General features: G+C 59.7%; 15 protein-coding genes. 8 read left to right on the top strand and 7 right to left on the bottom strand.

Features of this window, described 5'->3' with window-relative positions; all coding sequences use genetic code 11:
• Positions 1-369: 369 nt before the first annotated feature.
• Entirely contained in the window at positions 370-801 is a 432-nt protein-coding gene (locus AC5SEM_RS09060) for a type II secretion system protein N (RefSeq protein ID WP_495472729.1), read from the bottom strand.
• A gap of 118 nt (positions 802-919) precedes the next feature.
• On the opposite strand from AC5SEM_RS09060, the gene gspH reads away from it, so the two are divergent.
• Together gspH and AC5SEM_RS09050 are read left to right on the top strand one after the other, a co-directional pair.
• Positions 920-1,366 carry a type II secretion system minor pseudopilin GspH gene (gene gspH, locus AC5SEM_RS09055; protein ID WP_007913940.1) on the top strand — a complete coding sequence of 149 codons (447 nt, stop codon included), beginning with the start codon at positions 920-922 and terminating at the stop codon, positions 1,364-1,366.
• Positions 1,363-1,971, top strand: a complete 609-nt coding sequence (locus AC5SEM_RS09050) for a type II secretion system protein GspJ (protein WP_495472728.1) — start codon at positions 1,363-1,365, stop codon at positions 1,969-1,971. Before gspH ends, AC5SEM_RS09050 begins: the two co-directional genes overlap by 4 nt.
• 848 nt (positions 1,972-2,819) lie before the next feature.
• On the opposite strand, the gene AC5SEM_RS09045 is transcribed toward AC5SEM_RS09050, so the two are convergent.
• The 3 genes from AC5SEM_RS09045 to AC5SEM_RS09035 are packed head-to-tail and all read right to left on the bottom strand — an operon-like array spanning position 2,820 to position 5,003.
• Complete coding sequence (locus AC5SEM_RS09045; RefSeq protein ID WP_495472727.1) at positions 2,820-3,758, bottom strand: FecR family protein; 939 nt, start codon at positions 3,756-3,758, stop codon at positions 2,820-2,822.
• A gap of 31 nt (positions 3,759-3,789) precedes the next feature.
• Positions 3,790-4,341, bottom strand: coding sequence for an RNA polymerase sigma factor (locus tag AC5SEM_RS09040; protein ID WP_007913935.1), 552 nt, complete (start codon positions 4,339-4,341; stop codon positions 3,790-3,792).
• A complete protein-coding gene (locus AC5SEM_RS09035) occupies positions 4,338-5,003 on the bottom strand; it encodes a secretin and TonB N-terminal domain-containing protein (RefSeq protein ID WP_495473453.1) in 666 nt (221 codons plus the stop codon). Before AC5SEM_RS09035 ends, AC5SEM_RS09040 begins: the two co-directional genes overlap by 4 nt.
• A gap of 207 nt (positions 5,004-5,210) precedes the next feature.
• Here AC5SEM_RS09035 and AC5SEM_RS09030 point away from each other — a divergent pair, with 207 nt between their 5' ends.
• On the top strand, positions 5,211-5,525 hold the full coding sequence (locus tag AC5SEM_RS09030; RefSeq protein ID WP_460064239.1) for a hypothetical protein: 315 nt from the start codon (positions 5,211-5,213) through the stop codon (positions 5,523-5,525).
• A 526-nt stretch (positions 5,526-6,051) separates the two neighbouring features.
• On the opposite strand, the gene AC5SEM_RS09025 is transcribed toward AC5SEM_RS09030, so the two are convergent.
• On the bottom strand, positions 6,052-6,492 hold the full coding sequence (locus AC5SEM_RS09025) for a carboxymuconolactone decarboxylase family protein (RefSeq protein WP_495472726.1): 441 nt from the start codon (positions 6,490-6,492) through the stop codon (positions 6,052-6,054).
• A 311-nt stretch (positions 6,493-6,803) separates the two neighbouring features.
• Between AC5SEM_RS09025 and pdxR the strand changes: the two genes are divergently transcribed.
• From pdxR to AC5SEM_RS09005, 4 genes are all read left to right on the top strand, one after another.
• On the top strand, positions 6,804-8,237 hold the full coding sequence (pdxR, locus tag AC5SEM_RS09020) for a MocR-like pyridoxine biosynthesis transcription factor PdxR (RefSeq protein ID WP_495472725.1): 1,434 nt from the start codon (positions 6,804-6,806) through the stop codon (positions 8,235-8,237).
• Between the two features lie 123 nt (positions 8,238-8,360).
• Complete coding sequence (locus AC5SEM_RS09015; RefSeq protein WP_495472724.1) at positions 8,361-8,654, top strand: putative quinol monooxygenase; 294 nt, start codon at positions 8,361-8,363, stop codon at positions 8,652-8,654.
• A 238-nt stretch (positions 8,655-8,892) separates the two neighbouring features.
• Positions 8,893-9,297, top strand: coding sequence for a cupin domain-containing protein (locus tag AC5SEM_RS09010; protein WP_077573228.1), 405 nt, complete (start codon positions 8,893-8,895; stop codon positions 9,295-9,297).
• Positions 9,298-9,514: 217 nt separating this feature from the next.
• Positions 9,515-10,228, top strand: coding sequence for an ATPase (locus AC5SEM_RS09005; protein ID WP_495472723.1), 714 nt, complete (start codon positions 9,515-9,517; stop codon positions 10,226-10,228).
• A gap of 165 nt (positions 10,229-10,393) precedes the next feature.
• On the opposite strand, the gene AC5SEM_RS09000 is transcribed toward AC5SEM_RS09005, so the two are convergent.
• The gene (locus tag AC5SEM_RS09000) at positions 10,394-15,289 is read right to left on the bottom strand and encodes an NAD-glutamate dehydrogenase (RefSeq protein WP_495472722.1); all 4,896 of its coding nucleotides are present in this window, start codon (positions 15,287-15,289) and stop codon (positions 10,394-10,396) included.
• A 480-nt stretch (positions 15,290-15,769) separates the two neighbouring features.
• Positions 15,770-17,170, bottom strand: coding sequence for a hypothetical protein (locus tag AC5SEM_RS08995; protein WP_495472721.1), 1,401 nt, complete (start codon positions 17,168-17,170; stop codon positions 15,770-15,772).
• A gap of 283 nt (positions 17,171-17,453) precedes the next feature.
• Here AC5SEM_RS08995 and AC5SEM_RS08990 point away from each other — a divergent pair, with 283 nt between their 5' ends.
• Positions 17,454-17,807 carry a hypothetical protein gene (locus tag AC5SEM_RS08990; RefSeq protein WP_007913918.1) on the top strand — a complete coding sequence of 118 codons (354 nt, stop codon included), beginning with the start codon at positions 17,454-17,456 and terminating at the stop codon, positions 17,805-17,807.
• Positions 17,808-17,972 lie beyond the last annotated feature (165 nt).

Here is a 17,972-nt window from a genome sequence, read left to right as displayed (position 1 = left end):
TTAGCCTTTTAATCCATGAACGAAAAAATTGAAAAACGTGTACTCCATTACAAATGTAGCCGGCTTTTTGGCGCACATTGAAATTTTGCGTCACGGGTTCCGGCAAGCCATCAAGGGTGGCCTACAGATAAAGCCTGCAAAGGGTATGTCTGCCACATAATGCGAATTAGACATGCAAAGCTGATTCCAAAATGGAAGCCCCAATGAGTGATCGTGCTTTCCTGAGTAGTAGCGGTATGTCGTGACATCGTTGCTCTTGGCCGATAGCAATCACAGATTATTTGCTTGTTCGTTTAATCATCTTCCTGATCTGCTTAAACCGACAGGCCAGAAGTGACAACAGCAAAATGGCTGTCTCAATATCTCAACTCAGGGGCGAGCCAGCGTCGGCAACACCACCCCCTCCGCCAACCTCTCCACCCCCAACCGCACCCTCTCCCCACCCTGCTCAATCACCACCCCATCCCCCTCCACCGCCACCAACTTCACCCCAGGCCCCACCTTCTCCCCCTGCAAAAAACTCCTCGGCGGCCCATCGTTTAGGCTCAGTATCGCCACCGCCCCCCGACTCCCCGCCATCACCCCGCTCACCTTGATGTCCACCGGCGCCGTTTGATTGGAAAACCACTGCAACGCCGGGCTATCACTGCGTGCCGCCAGCAACTGCGGGGCCGCTGCCGGGGTGTGTGATTCGGCGGAGGTCAGCAGCAGCGACGACCACGTCGCTACGCCGACCAGCGCTGCGAGCAGTGCGAGGGCCTGGACCATTTGGGGTGGGGAAAAGCGTGCGGTGAAGGCCATGGGTTGAATCTCCTTTTTATCCCTGCTGTCAGCCTACGCGGCAATTCTCTCCGTTTTATTTCACACGCCTTACATGTTGGCCGTGCACGATGACGCAGGACGCAAAGGAGCGCGCGTGATGAACAGGCAACAGGGTTTTACGCTGATCGAGTTGATGGTGGTGCTGGTGATCATCGGCATCGCCAGTGCGGCGATCAGCCTGAGTATCAAGCCCGATCCGTTGCAGTTGCTGCGCAAGGATGCCGAGCGTGTGGCGCAGTTGCTGCAGGTGGCGCAGGCGGAGGCGCGGGCGGATGGCCGGCCGATTGTGTGGGTGAGTGATGCCAAGGGGTTTCGGTTTAGTCGGCGCAGTGACAGTGGCAAGGGGTTTGATCATTTCGCGCAGGATCCGCAGTTGCGGCCGCGTGCCTGGCAGAGTCCGAAGATGGAGGTGCGGGTGGAGCCGAAACAGAAGGTTGTGCTGAACGCTGAGTGGATCAATCCGCCGCTGCAATTGACGTTGTCGGATGGCTTGAATCGCTTGAGTGTGCTGCGTGATGGCAGTGGAAGGATCAGCCTGCAATGAAGCGCCAGCAAGGGTTTACGTTGATCGAGGTGATGGTTGCGATTTTGTTGATGGCGGTGGTGAGTCTGATTGCCTGGCGGGGGCTGGACAGTGTGACGCGGGCGGACAGTCATTTGCAGGCGAGCAGTGAGCAGAGTGACGGTTTGTTGCGGGCGCTGAATCAGTTGCAGCGAGATGTGGAGATGCGGGCGGGGATTGAGTTGACCGAGCCGAAGAAGGTTGGGGTGGATGATGAGCCGCCGAGCGCCCCGCCCGCTTTGACTGTGCGCAGCAGTGATAGCAAGGGGTTTCGGCTGGATATTATTCGGAGTGCGGCGGATCAGCCGGGGGCTTTGCAGCGGGTGCGCTGGTGGGTCAAAGGCGACACGTTGTATCGGGCGGTGGCTGAGGCGCGGAGTCGGTATCCGTTGCCGGCGCCGGGGAATGGGGTTGCTGTTTTGAGTGATGTCAGTGATGTGCAGGTGCGGGTTTGGGAGGTGGATAAGGGGTGGTGGCAGTTGAGTGGGAATCGGCGGGAGGATCCGTTGGGGTTGGAGATTCGGTTGAGTCGGGGGACGGCGCAGGGGGTGGAGAAGTATCGGCAGGTGATTGGGCCGTTGGAGTGATTTGCTGGCCATGAATTAAATGTGGAAGGGGATTGCTCGCGGGCGTGGTGGGTCAGTCAACATGGTTGTTACTGATGGATCGCTTTCGCGAGCAGGCTCGCTCCCACAATTGGATTGGGGGTAGTCAGTTGGAGGTTGGTTGGCTGTGAGGTCGTCATCGCGAGCAGGCTCACTCCTACAATTGGATTGGGGGTAGTCAGTTGGGGGTTGGTTGGCTGTTGGGCCGTCATCGCGAGCAGGCTCGCTCCCACAATTGGATTGGGGGTAGCCAGTTGGGGATTGGTTGGCTGGTAGGCCGTCTTCGCGAGCAAGCTCGCTCCCACAGTGGGATTGGGTGAGGTCAGTTGGGGATTGGTTGGCTGTGAGGTCGTCATCGCGAGCAGGCTCACTCCTACAATTGGATTGGGGGTGGTCAGTTGGGGATTGGTTGGCTGGAAGGCCGCCTTCGCGAGCAGGCTCGCTCCCACAGTTTTAAATTTGCGTACAACCCAAGCGGCAAAGCCGCCCCACTCAACAGGATGAGCGTTAGCTCGGCTGCAGCTCTTGATCTTGATCTTGATCCACGGGCGACGTCGGAAGGCTGAGTGGAGGGATTCATCCGGGGGTGGGAGCGTAGCGACCGTTTGGCGCAGCCAAATGCATCGAGAGGAGGTGCAGCGAAGCAAACCGTAGGCGATGCGCCCGGATGGATCCCGGAGTGAAGGAACCCCGAGCTTTAGCGAGCGGGCCGCACGCAGGAGCAAGCCTTTTGGGTTACCTTTTCGGCGTTTGGAAAAGGTGACCCGCCGTAAGGGCGGAACCCTAAGCGGCCGTTACCGCAGCAACGGATATGTACACGTTCAAACCAACTAACTCAAAACAACGACGCCACCCGGCAACTCGGTGCATTTGACGCCATAGGCATCCCGAATCAGCAGTGCGACGCCGGCGAGTTGGTCAAGGCTGAAGCGGGCCTGGACGCGGCGTTGGCCGAGTTCGCGGTTGAGCAGCAGCAACATGCCGGGGCGGTAGCGGTTGATCTCGTCGATCATTTGGCTGAGGGTTGCGCCGTTGAACACCAACACTTGTTGGCGCCAGTTCATCACGGCGGCTGTGTCGACGCTTTGTACGCTGCCGACTTGCCGGGCGTCATAGGTCACCTGCTGCCCCGGTTCGAGGCGCAGGCTGCGGCCTTCCACGTCGACTTCCACCGCGCCGTCAAGACAGGTCACGCAGACTTGCTGATCGGTGTTGCGCAGGTTGAATCGAGCTTGACTCGTGCGCAACCACCCTCCCCCAGCCTGCATCGCCAGCGGCAAGCGAGCGGTCTGCACTTCGACTTCGCCGCTGACCAATTCGAAGCCCTGCACGCCGTTATCGATTGAGCGCTGATTGATCCGCGTCTGAGTATTCAGCTCCAGGCTCACACCCTGCGCCGGTTCAAAACGACGCTGCTGGCCAACTTCAGTGATGTAGTCCGCGCCCAGCCCTTCAAAACCACCAGGAATCGTCCCGCGCACCAGCAAAAACGCCGCCGACGCAGCAATCGCCCCACCGAGAAAAGCACGTCGACCAAACCCGCGTGGCGCCTGCATTTGCTCCACGGCCGGTTGCAGTTGCTGCCACAACCGCTTGGCCTCTTCGAACGCGCGGGCATGTTCGGCGCTCTGCGCGCACCACTCACGCAGGGCGCGGGCGTCGGCCACGGTGGCGCGGCCGGAGGTCAGCAGGACCAGCCAGTCGCGGGCTTCGCTGTGCAGATGGTCGGCCGCCGATGGCTCGGCAGGTGTCAGTCGAAAGATGTTCAAACGCGCAGATTCTCAACGAATTGATCGGGCACTATTCAGAAGACGGTTTTCCGGCCCCGCGACCGAACCGCTGAAACACTTTTCTTTCCAGTTTCGCCGCGCAAAAGCCCAACGCAGCTTTGATTTCCTTCTCGACCATGCGCGTGGAAATGCCGAAACGCTGCGAGATTTCCAGATGCGGCGCCTCTTCCAGACGCGCCGCGATGAAGATCTTCCGGCGCCGCGCGGGCAGCTCGTAGAGGGCGCTGAGCAGCGACTGGATTTCCTTTTGCCCGCCCACTACTCGCGCGGGATCGAGGGCTTCGTCGCCGATTTGCAGCAGTTCCTCGACTTCCTCGCCGGTGAGCAGGCGCGCGTCGGCCTGGCGGCGGTCGGCGGCGATGTTCAGGGCCATGCGATAGAGGTAGGCATTGGGCCGCAGGACGTTCGGCGGCGTCTCCATGCGGTCGACCCGCAGGTAGGTTTCGTGCAGCACGTCGTTGGCCAGATCTTCCGAACCGAGACGCCTGCGCAGGCGCACCCGAAAGTCCTCGTAGGACGTCAGGAACAGTTGGACCATCGAACCTTGTCCGGTGTCTTTCATCCCCCGGAAACTCCTTCCCATTTGGTGCATTCCATGCGTTTTCCTGACGACTCCGGTAACAACAGCAACGTGACCGGCTGACGCAAGGCGCTGGGCGTCGGCCGGTCGATCCTGAGATTGCGAAAACTTTCCACCAGCGCGTTGTCGCGCCGTACATCACCGGTCGAAGTGACCAACCGGTTGTGCTGCACCACGCCGTCGCGGCCGACCCAGACCTGCAACACCGCGCGATAACTGCCGGGACGGGTCAGCGGCGAGCGGCACAAGTTGCGCTCGATCGCCGCTTGCACCGCCGTCGCGTAACTGCGGTTGACCGCGACGCTTTCCGGCGTCTGTTTTTGCGGCGGCGCCGGCACGTCTTCGACCTGCGCCACTTGCAAGGTAAACGCATCGTCGCGGGCATACCGCGCCATCAACCCACTGCCGCCGAGCAATCGACGCAGGGCATCGGCGGCGGTGTATTCACCGTCCACCGCGAGCGAACGTCGGCCGCGACTCAACTGACTGTCGACCAGCACCGCAACGCCAGTGGCGTGGCTGTACTGATCCAGCGCGTGCGCCAGATCCTGTGCCGGGATGTGCAGCGTCATGCGCAAGTCCGCCGGTACCGCATCGGCCATGGCCTGGCCTGCCGCACAGCCAAGCAGCCACCCCAGACACATCCGGCGCACAAGCCTCGTTGAACGCTGAAAACCGTCCGTGGAATTGCCTCGCTGCACGGCTGACGAATCCTTGGAAATCGTCATCCTGAGGGCTGTTTATGAATCTGGTGTGACGGGCGGTGCAAAAAAACCATCACGGGAATTGCGCAAGGCTTGCACTAGACTCAAGCCAAAGCGCGGCCCCTCCGGGCCGGCCAGGAGGCGAGCATGAAAACACTGTGGCGATTGAGCCTTGGCGGGCTGTTGTTGATGGCGCTGTCGAGCGCTTATGCCGAGGAACCGTTGGGCTGTGTCGAGGTGACGGTCGGTGGTTACAAGGCGCCGAATTACGACTGTTTGAGCCAGCAGATGGGCAACAACCCCGAAGGCGCTGCGGCGGCGCAGAAGAATCAGGAGGCGCTGAATGTGCCGGTGAACAAGCGGCCGCCGAATCAGGTTGGCCTCGCGACGCCAGCCGCAACTAGTACGCGGATGGGCAATACCTTCGGCACCTCGGTAAAACCGCAGCGCCCCCCGCAATGACACGCCACCGATCGTTCCCACGCTCCGCGTGGGAACGCAGCCAGGGACGCTCCGCGTCCCATCCAGAGCCGAACGCGGAGCGTCCGTTGAGGCATTCCCACGCAGAGCGTGGGAACGATCCTGTGGTGTTCAGTCGCTTACCGATCGTTCCTACGCTCCGCGTGGGAATGCAGCCCGGGACGCTCCGCGTCCCACAGAGCCGAACGCGGAGCGTCCGTTGAGGCATTCCCACGCAGAGCGTGGGAACGATCCTGTGGTGTTCAGTCGCTTAACGATCGTTCCTACGCTCCGCGTGGGAATGCAGCCCGGGACGCTCTGCGTCCCATCCAGAGCCGAACGCGGAGCGACCGTTGAGGTATTCCCACGCAGAGCGTGGGAACGATCCTGTGGTGTTCAGTCGCTTACCGATCATTCCTACGCTCCGCGTGGGAATGCAGCCCGGGACGCTCCGCGTCCCATCCAGAGCCGAACGCGGAGCGTCCGTTGAGGCATTCCCACGCAGAGCGTGGGAACGATCATCGGGGGCTCAGTCGCTGGGGGTTTGGCGGAAGCTCACCGCGAGGCGGTTCCAGCTGTTGATGGTGGTCACGGCCATGGTCAGGTCGACCAGTTCGCCTTCGCTGAATTGCTCGCGCGCCTGCTGATAAACCTCATCGGGCACGCGGCTTTCCGCCAACAACGTCACCGCCTCCGCCCAGGCTAGCGCCGCACGTTCGCGCGGGTTGAAGAAGTTGCTGTCGCGCCACACCGCGATCGCATAAAGACGCCGATCACTCTCCCCGGCCCGTCGCGCATCCACCGAATGCATGTCGGTGCAGAACCCGCAGCCGTTGAGTTGTGAGGCACGGATCCGGATCAGTTGCAGCAGCGGCTGTCCGATACTGAGGTTGCTGGTCAGCGCCTCCATGGCAATCATCGCTTTCATCGCTTTGGGCGAAGCGTTGTAGTAATCCAGGCGCGGGGACATGGGCTGGTCTCGGTAGACGGAATAATGACTTCACCGTAAACGCCGACAGCCATGCATCACAGCCCCAATTGCACGGAAAACCGCTACACCAATCACCATCAGCCGAGCACAAATCCCTGTAGGAGTGAGCCTGCTCGCGATAGCGGTGTGTCAGGCAACATTTTTGTCGGATGTGCCACCGTGATCGCGAGCAGGCTCACTCCTACAGGGATCTAGGCCAATTTCGGGTTTTTGGGGTAGGCAACTATTGCCGATCCCGCAACAGCGCTAATCTGGCGGGCACGTCTAATAGCCCCAGGAGCCTCGTCGGTATGGAACTTCACGTCGTGATCAACGGCCGCAAGGATCTTGCCGGTCAGTTGTACCAGCAACTGCGCGGCGCCATTGAATCCGGGCGCCTGGCCGCTGGCACGCAATTGCCGCCCAGCCGTCTGCTCGCCGAGCAACTGGGGATTTCGCGCAAGACCATTTCCGACACCTACGCGCAACTGACCTACGAAAACTTCCTCACCGGGGTGATCGGCAAAGGCACCTACGTCAACGCGCGCCCGGCGCAGGTCCAGCGCAAACAAAGTCATACCGAACTGGCCAGTGCCGAAGTGATCGAGAGCTGGCGCAATCTGCCGGTGTTTTTGCGGCATCCGACGCTGGAAGGCTCGCTGCGCTACGACTTCATCGGTGGCGCCACCAGCAAGGGCCAGTTTCCGCAGGATGACTGGCGCCGCTGCGTCGCCCACGCGATGCGCCAGATGGCGCAGTCCAAGGGTTTCTACAGTGTCGCCGAAGGCCTGCCGGCGCTGCGCAATGCGATTGCCCGGCACATCGCGTTTTCTCGCGGGATCAACTGTCAGGACGAAGACATCGTGGTGTGCAACGGCGCGCAACAGGCGCTGGACCTGATCACCCGCGTGTTGATCCGCCCCGGCAGTCTGGTGGCGATGGAAGATCCCGGTTATCCGCCGGCACGCCTGTTGTTCGGCACCCATGGCGCCGAGGTGGTCGGGATTCCGGTGGATGCCGAGGGCATTCAGGTCGAGCACATTCCCGATGGCACGCGCCTTATCTATGTGACGCCGTCGCACCAGTTCCCGCTGGGCATGCCAATGAGTCAGGCGCGCCGTGAAGCCTTGCTGGCTCGTGCCCATGAGTTGGGGGCGATCATCATCGAGGACGATTACGACAGCGAGTTTCGCTATGAAGGCCGGCCCACTGATTCGCTGTTCAACCTCGACCAGCGCGGCATCGTCGCCTACGTCGGCACCTTCTCGAAACCCCTGTTGCCGGAGTTGCGCCTGGGTTATGCGATTCTGCCGCCGGCCATTCTAGAAGCGGTGATCCGCGCCAAGCAACTGACCGACCTGCACGCTTCGACCCTACCGCAATGGGCGTTGGCCAAGTTCATCGCCGAGGGTTGTCTGCTCAAGCATATCCGCCGCTGTCATGCGATTTATGCGCAGCGCCGCGAGCGGATTCTGGCGCGCATGGCCACCGATCTGGCGCCATGGCTGGAGGCGGTGCCGGCCAGCGCCGGGTTCCACATGGCGGTGTTCTGTAAGGTGCCGATCGACTTGCCGCTGGTAATCGAACTGGCAAAAAAAGTCGAAGTCGGCCTGTACTCGATCAATGGTTTCTATCATCAACAGCCCACGAAAAACGGCCTGTACTTCGGCTTCGGCGCCATCGAAACCCTCGACATCGACATTGCGCTGGATCGCCTGCGCGACATCCTCCAGCAGGTCGCCTGAGCGATTGGCCTGAAGATTTAACCGCCGATTGGTTATTGGTGATCCACAGGTGCAGGCCTATTCTGCACAGGCGTTATCCCTCAATGAGCAGGATTCGTCCGGCCTGATTCAGGAGTGTGAGCAATGTCCAACGAAGTGATCAATACGGTACAGGTGCAGGCTGCCGCCGGCCGCTCGGATGAACTGGGCAGGCAACTGCAGAAGATCGTCGAAACCCTGCGCGAAACGCCGGGCTGCGACTCCTACCTGGTCGACCGCTGCCCCGAGGACAGCCACCGCTGGACGGTCAGTGCGCGCTGGCAGTCGGAAGCGGCGATGCAGGCGCATTTCAACCGGCCCGAGGCGCAGGGGTTTATTGAACTGATCGATAGCCGGTTGGCCAATAGCGTGGATTTCAACAGCTTTCCTATCGTCTGATCTGACGCCTTCGCGAGCAGGCTCGCTCCCACAGGTTTTTGTGTCGTACATTAATTATCGAACGACGCTGAACCCTGTGGGAGCGAGCCTGCTCGCGAAGGCGTATTCCGCCACACCGATAACCTTTCTGAAACCCCGCCAATTGGTCACCTGATCTTCCCGAATATTGGCCGTTTGAATGCCCCGCCCTGCGGACTACTGTGATCAGCAACACCCCGATCCTCACAGGTAACCCGCCATGAAAACCCTGCCCTTCTTCGCCGCCGCCCTCGCCTTGAGCCTTTGCACCTCGGCCGCTTTCGCCCACGACCCGTCGGAAAAAGTCACCGTCCTGCAAGACCAGATGCTGAAAAACGCGCCCGGCAAAAAAGCCATGATGATCGAGGTCGACTACAAACCCGGCCAGTCCTCCATTGCCCACAAACACGACGGCACCGCGATGGCCTATGTGCTCGAAGGCGAAGTGATTTCCCAGGTCAAAGGTGAACAACCGATTACCTACAAGAAGGGCCAGTTCTGGTACGAGCCTGCTGGTTCCGAACATTTGGTCTCGAAAAATGCCAGCCAAAGCAAACCTGCGAAGTTGCTGGTGTTCATGGTGCTGGCCCCGGATGAGCAAGTGTTGATCCCGCTGAAAAACTGATGGCTGTTTAACCAGCCATAAATGAACGGGCGCAAATCGACGATTGGCGCCGTTTTATTTCCCGGGGCAATTAGTGATTAAGGGTTAAAGCGAATCAGACTATTGCTCAGCTTTTATTACAGCAAATTGTCAGCTTGGCGGGTTTAGTCTGAAGTAACTGTCGTCGCCGACGGCATTTCAAACTATCCGACTGATGTTGTTTCACGGGAGAAACACCATGAAACTTGCGTTCACCAGTGTACTGGCGATATCGGTTTTAGCCCTGTCAGCCTGTTCGGTACCCACCGCACCCCAAGCCGTTTCCTCACTGGACACCCTGCTCCCCCATCCCACCGGCCGCAGCAACGCCACGCAAGTGAAAAGCGGTCCCGGCGTGTCCTTGGGCGTGATCTACAGCCCAAGCACCCAGACCAACCGCGAATACCTGCGCGACTACCAGGACAACGCCGGCACCGGTTTCGGACAGAGCCTGCTCGTGCAGCCGATCCATGACGCCTATGTCGCCAGCTCGAAACCGGACATGGCGGTGGATTGGGTCAACGCTTCCCTGCAACGTCAGTTCGGCTCGGTGACGGTGTATCCGGACATGCAAAGCTTGCGTGCGGCCGGACCGGATGTGGTAGCGATCGTCGATACCCACAGCCAGTTGATCACCTCGCGCAGTTCCGACATCAAGGCCGATGTCAGTGCCGACTTTTATGATGCGCGGTTGAACTATATCGGTACGGCGAAAGGTTCGGAGGCGCGAGAACTGACGCCGGTGTGGGCGGACTTCAAACGTTCGGAAGAGATTGTGGCGGATATCCATCAGCAACAGGATGTGCAGGTTCGGGCACTGCAGAAGTTTGACCAGTCGCTCAACAATTTAGTCGCGCGGCCGGCGGACAAAGTGTCGATGCTGGATAGTAAACAAGGTCAGAAGTTGTATTGAATGTAAGGGCCCTTTCGCGAGCAGGCTCGCTCCCACATTTGAAATGCATTACCCCTGTGGGAGCGAGCCTGCTCGCGAAGGGGTCGGAACAGCCACCACAAAACCCTCAGACATAAAAAAGCCCCGGCATCTCACGATACCGGGGCTTTCTCATTCAGCCACTACTTACGCCAATTCAAGCTCGGCGTTCGCAGCCACAGCAGGCACTACCGCTTGCCCGCTCAACGCCAGGTCCAGCAGCTCACGGTTGGCCACTGCATACATGGCGTAGTCCGTGCCGCTTGCCGCGCGGATTTCCACCAGCATGGCGCGCCAGCGCGAGATCATGCTTTCGTGCTGTTCCATCCACAGCGCCAGACGTGCTTCCACGTCCAGCGTGCCGTCGCCCTGTTGCAGGACGGAGATGGTGATCGCCCGTTGCTGCCAGTCGACATCGTCACGGAACGCTTCACGGGCCAGGGCTTGCCAGTTGTTTTCAACCGGCAGTGCGCTGATCTGTTGCAGGTACCAGGTGATGTCCAGCGCACTGCCCACGGCGAAGTAAGCTTTCGCCACTTCGGCAGGGTTCTGGCCAGTCACGTCGGAGGCTTCGATGATCGGCAGCAGCGTGTACAGGTGCGAGGTGCCCGCAACCATACGCGCCAGCAATTCCGGCACACCGGCTTCGACGTAAGCCTGATAACGCGACTGCCAGTTTTCACGGATTTCGCCGCTCAGCAGTTCGTCGAGTTTCAGGCCCAGCTCTTTCAGGTGCGGACCGAAGTGCGCGACGTCACGGGCAGCGTTCTGCTCGTTGCGACGGGCACGCAGGAACCAGCGCGTAGCGCGACGGCCCAGACGCATCAGTTCGTCCATCAGCTCCAGCTGCACATCAGCGCTGACTTGGTAGTCCAGCGCTTCGATCTGACGGAACCAGTGCGGGAGGTGGAAGATGTCACGCACGATCACATAAGCGCCCGCCACGTTCGCCGGGCTCATGCCGGTCGACTCTTTGAGTCGTTGAACGAAGGTGATGCCCATGTGGTTGACCAGATCGTTGGCGATCTGGGTGCTGACGATCTCGCGCTTCAGACGGTGACGACGCATGGCTTCGGAGAACTTGCTGACCAGGGTCGGCGGGAACGCCGTTTCCATGTCGCGGGTCAGGTAATCATCGTCCGGCACCAAGGAGCCCAACAGCTGCTCTTTGAGGTCGATTTTGCTGTAAGAGATCAGTACCGACAGCTCAGGACGGGTCAGACCGTGGCCCTCAGCGATACGTTCGGCCAGTTGCTCTTCGGTCGGCAGGAACTCGATGGCACGGTCCAGCTTGCCACGGCCTTCCAGATCGCCCATCAGACGCTTGTACTCAGCGATGCGCGCATAAGCACGACGCGCCGCCAGGGACAGGGCCTGAGTCTGCTTGTAGTTGTTGCCCAGCACCAGATTGCCGACTTCGTCGGTCATGCTCGCCAGCAACTGGTTGCGTTGCTTGTCGGTCATGTCACCGGCCTGAACCACTTCGTTCAGCAGGATCTTGATGTTCACTTCGTGGTCGGAGCAGTCCACGCCACCGGCGTTGTCGATGAAGTCGGTGTTGGAACCGCCGCCGTTCAGACCGAATTCGACACGACCCAGTTGGGTCATGCCGAGGTTACCGCCCTCGCCCACGACCTTGCAGCGCAGTTCGTTGCCGTTCACGCGCAGCGCATCGTTGGCCTTGTCGCCGACATCGGCGTGGCTTTCAGTGCTGGCCTTGACGTAAGTACCGATACCGCCGTTCCACAGCAGATCCACCGGCGCCTTGAGCAAGGCGTTCAGCAGTTCGGTCGGGGTCAGCTTGTCAGCCTTGATGTCGAAGCGTTCCTGCATCTGCGGGGAGATCGCGATGCTCTTCGCGCTGCGCGAGAAGATACCGCCACCTTCGGACATGATGCTGGTGTCGTAGTCGGTCCAGGCCGAACGCGGCAGGTCGAACATGCGCTGACGCTCGACGAAGCTGGTCGCCGGGTTCGGATTCGGGTCGATGAAGATGTGCAGGTGGTTGAAGGCAGCGACCAGTTGCAGCTTGTCGGACATCAACAGGCCGTTACCGAATACGTCACCGGCCATGTCGCCGACGCCGACAACAGTGATGCTGTCTTCCTGAACATTGATGCCGCGCTCGCGGAAGTGACGTTGTACGCCGACCCACGCGCCTTTGGCGGTGATGCCCATTTTCTTGTGGTCGTAGCCGGCCGAACCACCGGACGCAAACGCGTCACCCAGCCAGAAGCCGTAGTCGATGGCGATGCCGTTGGCGATGTCGGAGAAGGTTGCAGTGCCCTTGTCCGCTGCGACCACCAGGTACGGGTCGTCATCGTCGTGGCGAACCACGTTCAATGGCGGTACCAGGGCGCCGTCTTTCAGGTTGTCGGTGATGTCCAACAGACCGGAAATGAAGATGCGGTAGCAGGCGATGCCCTCGGCCGCGATCTCGTCACGGCTGCCGCCCAGTGGCAGGCGACGCGGCAGGAAGCCGCCCTTCGCACCCACTGGCACGATGACCGAGTTCTTCACTTGCTGGGCTTTTACCAGGCCGAGGACTTCGGTACGGAAGTCTTCTTCACGGTCGGACCAGCGCAGACCACCACGAGCGACGTTACCGAAGCGCAGGTGCACGCCTTCAACGCGAGGCGAGTAAACGAAGATTTCGAACTTCGGCACTGGCTTCGGCAGTTCAGGGATCGCGTGCGGGTTGAACTTGAAGCTGAAGTACGACTTGTTCTGGCCGTTGGCGTCAGTCTGATAGAAGTTGGTCCGCAGGGTGGCTTTGATCAGGTCGAGGTAACGACGCAGGATGCGGTCTTCGTTGAGCACCTGGACGTCGTCCAGTGCGGTCAGAATCGCTTGTTCCAGACGCAGTTGCTTGTCTTCCAGATCGTCGTCGCTGAGTTTGCGCGCCAGATAGAAGCGAGTCTTGAACAACCGGGTCAGCTCGCGAGCGATGTCGGTGTGGTTGTTCAGGGTGCTGGCGATGTAACCCAGATCGAAGCCCAGACGAATCTGCTTCAGGTAACGCGCGTAAGCACGCAGCAGCGCCACGTCGCGCCATGGCAGGCCGGCGGTCAGCACCAGACGGTTGAACGCATCGTTTTCGGCGTCGCCGCGAACGATGTGGACGAAGGCATCCTGCAGGGTGTCGTTGAGTTGCTGGATGTCGAGGTCGAGGCCTTCAGCGGCAGTGAACGCAAAGTCGTGAATCCAGAACTCGCGGCCATTGGTGTGACGCAGACGGTACGGGAATTCACCCAGTACGCGCAGACCGAGGTTTTCCAGAATCGGCAAGACGTCGGACAGCGCCAGCGGGGTGTCGGCGTGGTACAGCTTGCAATGTAGCTCGCGCTGGCCGGAGACCTGACCGAGCGGCTGATAGAAGCTCATCACCAACGGATTTTTTTCGTTGAGGCTCAGCAGGTGCTGCATGTCGACCACGGCCGAATGCGCAGCGAAACGCTCGCGGTAACCAGCCGGGAAGCCTTTCGGGAAGTCGGCCAGCACATTGGTGCCGTGGGCTTCGCCGAAGCTTTCGACGGTCAGTGCGGCGTAGTCGTCCTGCCAGCTGCGGCAGGCTTGCACGACTTCTTTTTCCAGCAGCACCGGGTCGATGTCGAGACGGTTTTTCGGATCGACACGCAGGATCAACTGCACGCGCGCCAGTACCGACTCGGAGAAGAATGTCCAGAATTCGCAATCGGAAGCCTTCAGGCGCTCCATCAGCACTTGCTGGATCTTCTGGCGAACTTCGGTGGAGTAGATGTCGCGCGGCACGTAGGCCAGGCAGTAGCAGAAACGACCGTACGGGTCTTTGCGCAGGAACACGCGGATCTTGTTGCGCTCCTGGATCTGCACGATCGACATCACCGTGGTGAACAGTTCGTCGACCGGGGTCTGGAACAGATCATCACGCGGCAATACTTCGAGAACCTGCGCCAGTTCCTTGCCCAAGTGAGCCTTGGACTGGAAGCCGGAGCGCGTTTCGATTTCTTCGACCTTGCGGCGGATGAACGGGATGACCCGCACGCTCTCGCCATACACCGAGGAGGTGTACAGGCCCATGAAGCGGTGTTCCTTGATGACTTTTCCGTCAGCGTCGATTTCACGGATCGACACGTAATCCGGGTAAGCCGGACGGTGTACACGGCTCGGGTGCGCAGCCTTGGCGAACGACAGCAGGGTCGGTTCGCGCAGGTAGTTTACCGCGTAATCTTCGATGCGCAGGTCATCGTAGGTCAGGCCGGTGCGCAGCAGTTTGGTCAGGCCGAGGAAGGAGTTCTGGTCGTACTCGATATGGCCGCCATCGGCCTGATCGGTGACCACGAATTCTTCGTAGCCGAGGAAAGTGAAGTGGTTGCCCACCAGCCATTCCAGGAAGCTTTTGATTTCGTTCTTTTCGTCGGCATCGACGGCAAAGGCGCTGTTGTCGAGTTTGGTGAGGATTTCCTGCACCTTGGCTTTCATCGGCTCGAAATCGGCGACCGCAACGCGGACTTCACCGAGAACCTGTTCCAGCTCTTTGCTCAGCACATTCAGTTCGGCCGCGTTGGCGCAGCGGTCGATTTCCAGGTACATCAACGACTCTTGCAGAATGCCGTCGCCCTGGGTGCCTTTCGGCAGGATTTCCAGCAACTCGCCCTTGCTGCCACGGCGTACGCTGAGCACGGTGGTTTGCAGGGTGTGGATGCTGTAGCCGCGGCGGTTCAGCTCAGTACGGACCGAGTCGACCAGAAATGGCAGGTCGTGGTGCAGGACTTCGACCGCGGTGTGGGTCGACTGCCAGCCATGACGCTCGTAATCAGGGTTGTAGACGCGCACTTGCGGTTGCGCGTGATCGAAGCGCTCAAGCAGGCGCCACGCAGAGAGAGTACAGCCAGCGAGGTCGGAGAGGCGACGTTGAGTCAGCTCGTCCAGGGAAATGATGCCGAAGAATTGTTCAGCGAACAGCGCCACTTGTGGCAGTGCCTGTTCACTGATGTGCTGCGCCAGTGCCGCTTGCAGTTGGTGCTGGAAGTCGGCTTTGCTGGCTGCGGTGAAGAACGCCATCTGTGGTACTCCGCTTAAGCTTGTTATTGATGGAAAGCGTCGCGTGCAACACCCCTTTCGGGGCTTGTGTCGCCCTGTTCCTGATTCTCGGGCAGAGGAAACAGGGGGACAGGTGGGTGAAGCTGGACGGGACACTCAGGTCACATTCACCTTCCATTGAATGGGCATCTGCAAAAGCGACTGCCAGCGGTGCCGACAATGCCTTTACGGGTGCTCATCCGTTGCGCAGCTTAAAGGGTGCGACAATGTGTCTGCTTGCGGTGCTGCGACATATTCGGTCATTGGCACGTAAACAAGGGCTTTGGCAACGGTAAACACTAGCAGTCGTGGCGCAAAACGCCGGGTTGCATGCCCGTATTTACGGGACATTCGTGCCAGATGCAGACCTTTTTCCTCTACATATCCAGAAACGAAAACGCCCAAGGCCGTTCTATCGACCTTGAGCGTGGCATCGGGTTCAGCGCCAGCGGTTGACGCGGATCAGTCGGGCAACTCTTCGTAAGCGCGAAATTTGCTCACGGTGGCGCAGTCGTAGCACTGCATCTGCAGGGTCAATTTATCCATGCTGGCGTCGATGTTGCTGGAGTCGCACTCGCGGCAGAACAGCTGCGGATGGTCGAATTGCGGCGCGGCGATCGGCGAGCCCGTGAGAAACCGAGGCACAAACTCGTCTCGCCAGAACAGCCCCGGCGACTTGGAAAAGCCGGCACCGCTGTCCTTGAGCACGACGTCGTAAAGCAGGCGGGTCATGGCCGGCTGCGGCACGCGCGAATCGCGGTAGCTGTCCTTGCGCCAGTTCTCCGCCAAGGCGAGTTGCGCGGTGCTCTGCATGTTGCGCGGAATCGTGTTGGAGGCGTGGGTGCGGCCCTTGGAGTTGCCGGTAGCATAGAAGTGCGCGGCACTTTTCACCGCCACTCTGGCGAAGTAGTAGATCTGGCTGACCGAGAAATTCTGCAGCAAAGTGCCGATCACCGAGTCGGCGCGGGCTTCGGCGGTGAACGCCATACCGACCTGATTGGCCAGCAAGTGAACGTATTGAATCGATTCCTCCCGCGCGAGCCTGAAGATCAATGCGTACAACTCACGCTTCCACCCTGGCAGCACAGGCCCGGACAACTCTTCGTACAGCGCCAGATAGAGCGTATCGCGCGTGCAGCGCACGCCTTCGTCCAGGGCGATGTTTGCGCGCCAGTAAACGGCCGAATACGTGCTGATGCTGAACTCGTCAGCCCGATTGAACGCCCGAATGTCCGATGCCGTATCGACCTGCAACGCGCCCGCCTCGTGCAGACCTTTCACCAGCTCTTCACTGAAAGTGTCAGTGGACGTGAGCTTTTCCCCTCTGAGTTCAACATCAAGCGCGGCAATGCGTTCGCGTTCGCCTGCGCCTTGGCCGCCGTCATCCAGTAACGCCAGCAGAGCAAGTTTTTGCTGGAATCCAAGACTGGTAAAGGGCACCGGTGGGCTTGGCGTGCCGTAGCGCATGGCTAAATCACTGCGGTCACGTTCGGCCTGATCGGCGATTTGCTGTTTGCGCAGTCGGACACAGGCATCACAACCACACACGTTGCGTCGCGAGCCAAAACCGGCGGTGAAGTATTGATGCTCGCAATTCACACATTTGTAAGCGCTGCGCAGGGAAACCGGCGCCCCCCGGGCGGGCCGGCGCATCCACATCGGCAAATCGCAATACGGGCATCTCAGGTCGGCGCTGACAATCGGCGGCAGTACTTTCAGCACACTGCGTACGGTGTCCGCGAGCTTGTACTCGGCGATCAAGTCAGCGGTTTTTTCGCCATTGAGATAGCGCTGGTAAAGCGCTTCAACCTGTTCTTCGGACAGATGCCGGATTTCTTGCGCCCATTCGAAATACTTCTTCATCAAAAGAGATCCTTTTTTTCATGTCGTCCATCGCACTCCCTTGCGCTTGAGCAGCAAAATCTGCCGGTAAAAAGCCGCCAAAACAAGCGAAAACATGTCTAACTTGCGCCATCCATCGCCTTTTCTGAAACCCTACGGGGCCGCCGGATAATTCGTACCCGCCGTGAGGAAACGTCCTTAAGATCACGCCCTGGCTCAACGATGTGCAGCAGAATTTTCCTCAGACTGGCAAAATCGCCTTTTTGCGTCCCGCCTGCCGCGCCCGCCCAACCAGGAATTCCCCATGCAAATGACCACCGCCCTACTCATCGTCAACCCGTGCGATGACGAAGAAGACAACATGGCCATGCTCTGCTGCCATAGCGACAAGGGCGATATGTTTCTGATGAGCCGCTATCCGGATGAGGACGAGCTGGAGATCACCCTGGATGGCGAGCCTTCGACGCTCGACGGCGTAAAAGTTACTTTGACCTCGACGCTGCTGAAGATCGAGATTGCGGCGGCGGATGCTGATGCGTTGAATGGGGATGATGTGCTGGAGATCAGCTTTAACCCGGATATGGTTGATCTGGATGAGGTTGTTGAGACCTTGACGAATATCCTTGATGGGACAGGTACCTTCATTAACGAAGTTTGATGGTGTCCGGACTGGCCCCATCGCGAGCAGGCTCACTCCTACAGGTCGGGGTACGACAATCCATTGTAGGAGTGAGCCTGCTCGCGATAGGGCCGGCACAGGCAACCAATCACTCCCCCGCTACAAAAATTCAACAAATCCCCCAGTCATTTCCCGCACTTTGCG

The organism is Pseudomonas sp. CH61 (assembly GCF_059429415.1).
The sequence above is the reverse complement of the archived record's forward strand: the minus strand, read 5'-3'. Positions and strand labels throughout refer to the sequence as shown.

Bases quoted from the DNA above. Each gene is read 5' to 3' on its own strand.
- AC5SEM_RS09030 (WP_460064239.1), top strand. From the start codon at position 5,211: ATGAAAACACTGTGGCGATTGAGCCTTGGCGGGCTGTTGTTGATGGCG.
- AC5SEM_RS09060 (WP_495472729.1), bottom strand. From the start codon at position 801: ATGGCCTTCACCGCACGCTTTTCCCCACCCCAAATGGTCCAGGCCCTC.
- pdxR (WP_495472725.1), top strand. From the start codon at position 6,804: ATGGAACTTCACGTCGTGATCAACGGCCGCAAGGATCTTGCCGGTCAG.
- AC5SEM_RS08995 (WP_495472721.1), bottom strand. From the start codon at position 17,170: ATGAAGAAGTATTTCGAATGGGCGCAAGAAATCCGGCATCTGTCCGAA.
- AC5SEM_RS09040 (WP_007913935.1), bottom strand. From the start codon at position 4,341: ATGAAAGACACCGGACAAGGTTCGATGGTCCAACTGTTCCTGACGTCC.
- AC5SEM_RS09000 (WP_495472722.1), bottom strand. From the start codon at position 15,289: ATGGCGTTCTTCACCGCAGCCAGCAAAGCCGACTTCCAGCACCAACTG.
- AC5SEM_RS09005 (WP_495472723.1), top strand. From the start codon at position 9,515: ATGAAACTTGCGTTCACCAGTGTACTGGCGATATCGGTTTTAGCCCTG.
- AC5SEM_RS09025 (WP_495472726.1), bottom strand. From the start codon at position 6,492: ATGTCCCCGCGCCTGGATTACTACAACGCTTCGCCCAAAGCGATGAAA.
- AC5SEM_RS09035 (WP_495473453.1), bottom strand. From the start codon at position 5,003: ATGTGTCTGGGGTGGCTGCTTGGCTGTGCGGCAGGCCAGGCCATGGCC.
- AC5SEM_RS09015 (WP_495472724.1), top strand. From the start codon at position 8,361: ATGTCCAACGAAGTGATCAATACGGTACAGGTGCAGGCTGCCGCCGGC.
- AC5SEM_RS09010 (WP_077573228.1), top strand. From the start codon at position 8,893: ATGAAAACCCTGCCCTTCTTCGCCGCCGCCCTCGCCTTGAGCCTTTGC.
- AC5SEM_RS08990 (WP_007913918.1), top strand. From the start codon at position 17,454: ATGCAAATGACCACCGCCCTACTCATCGTCAACCCGTGCGATGACGAA.
- gspH (WP_007913940.1), top strand. From the start codon at position 920: ATGAACAGGCAACAGGGTTTTACGCTGATCGAGTTGATGGTGGTGCTG.
- AC5SEM_RS09050 (WP_495472728.1), top strand. From the start codon at position 1,363: ATGAAGCGCCAGCAAGGGTTTACGTTGATCGAGGTGATGGTTGCGATT.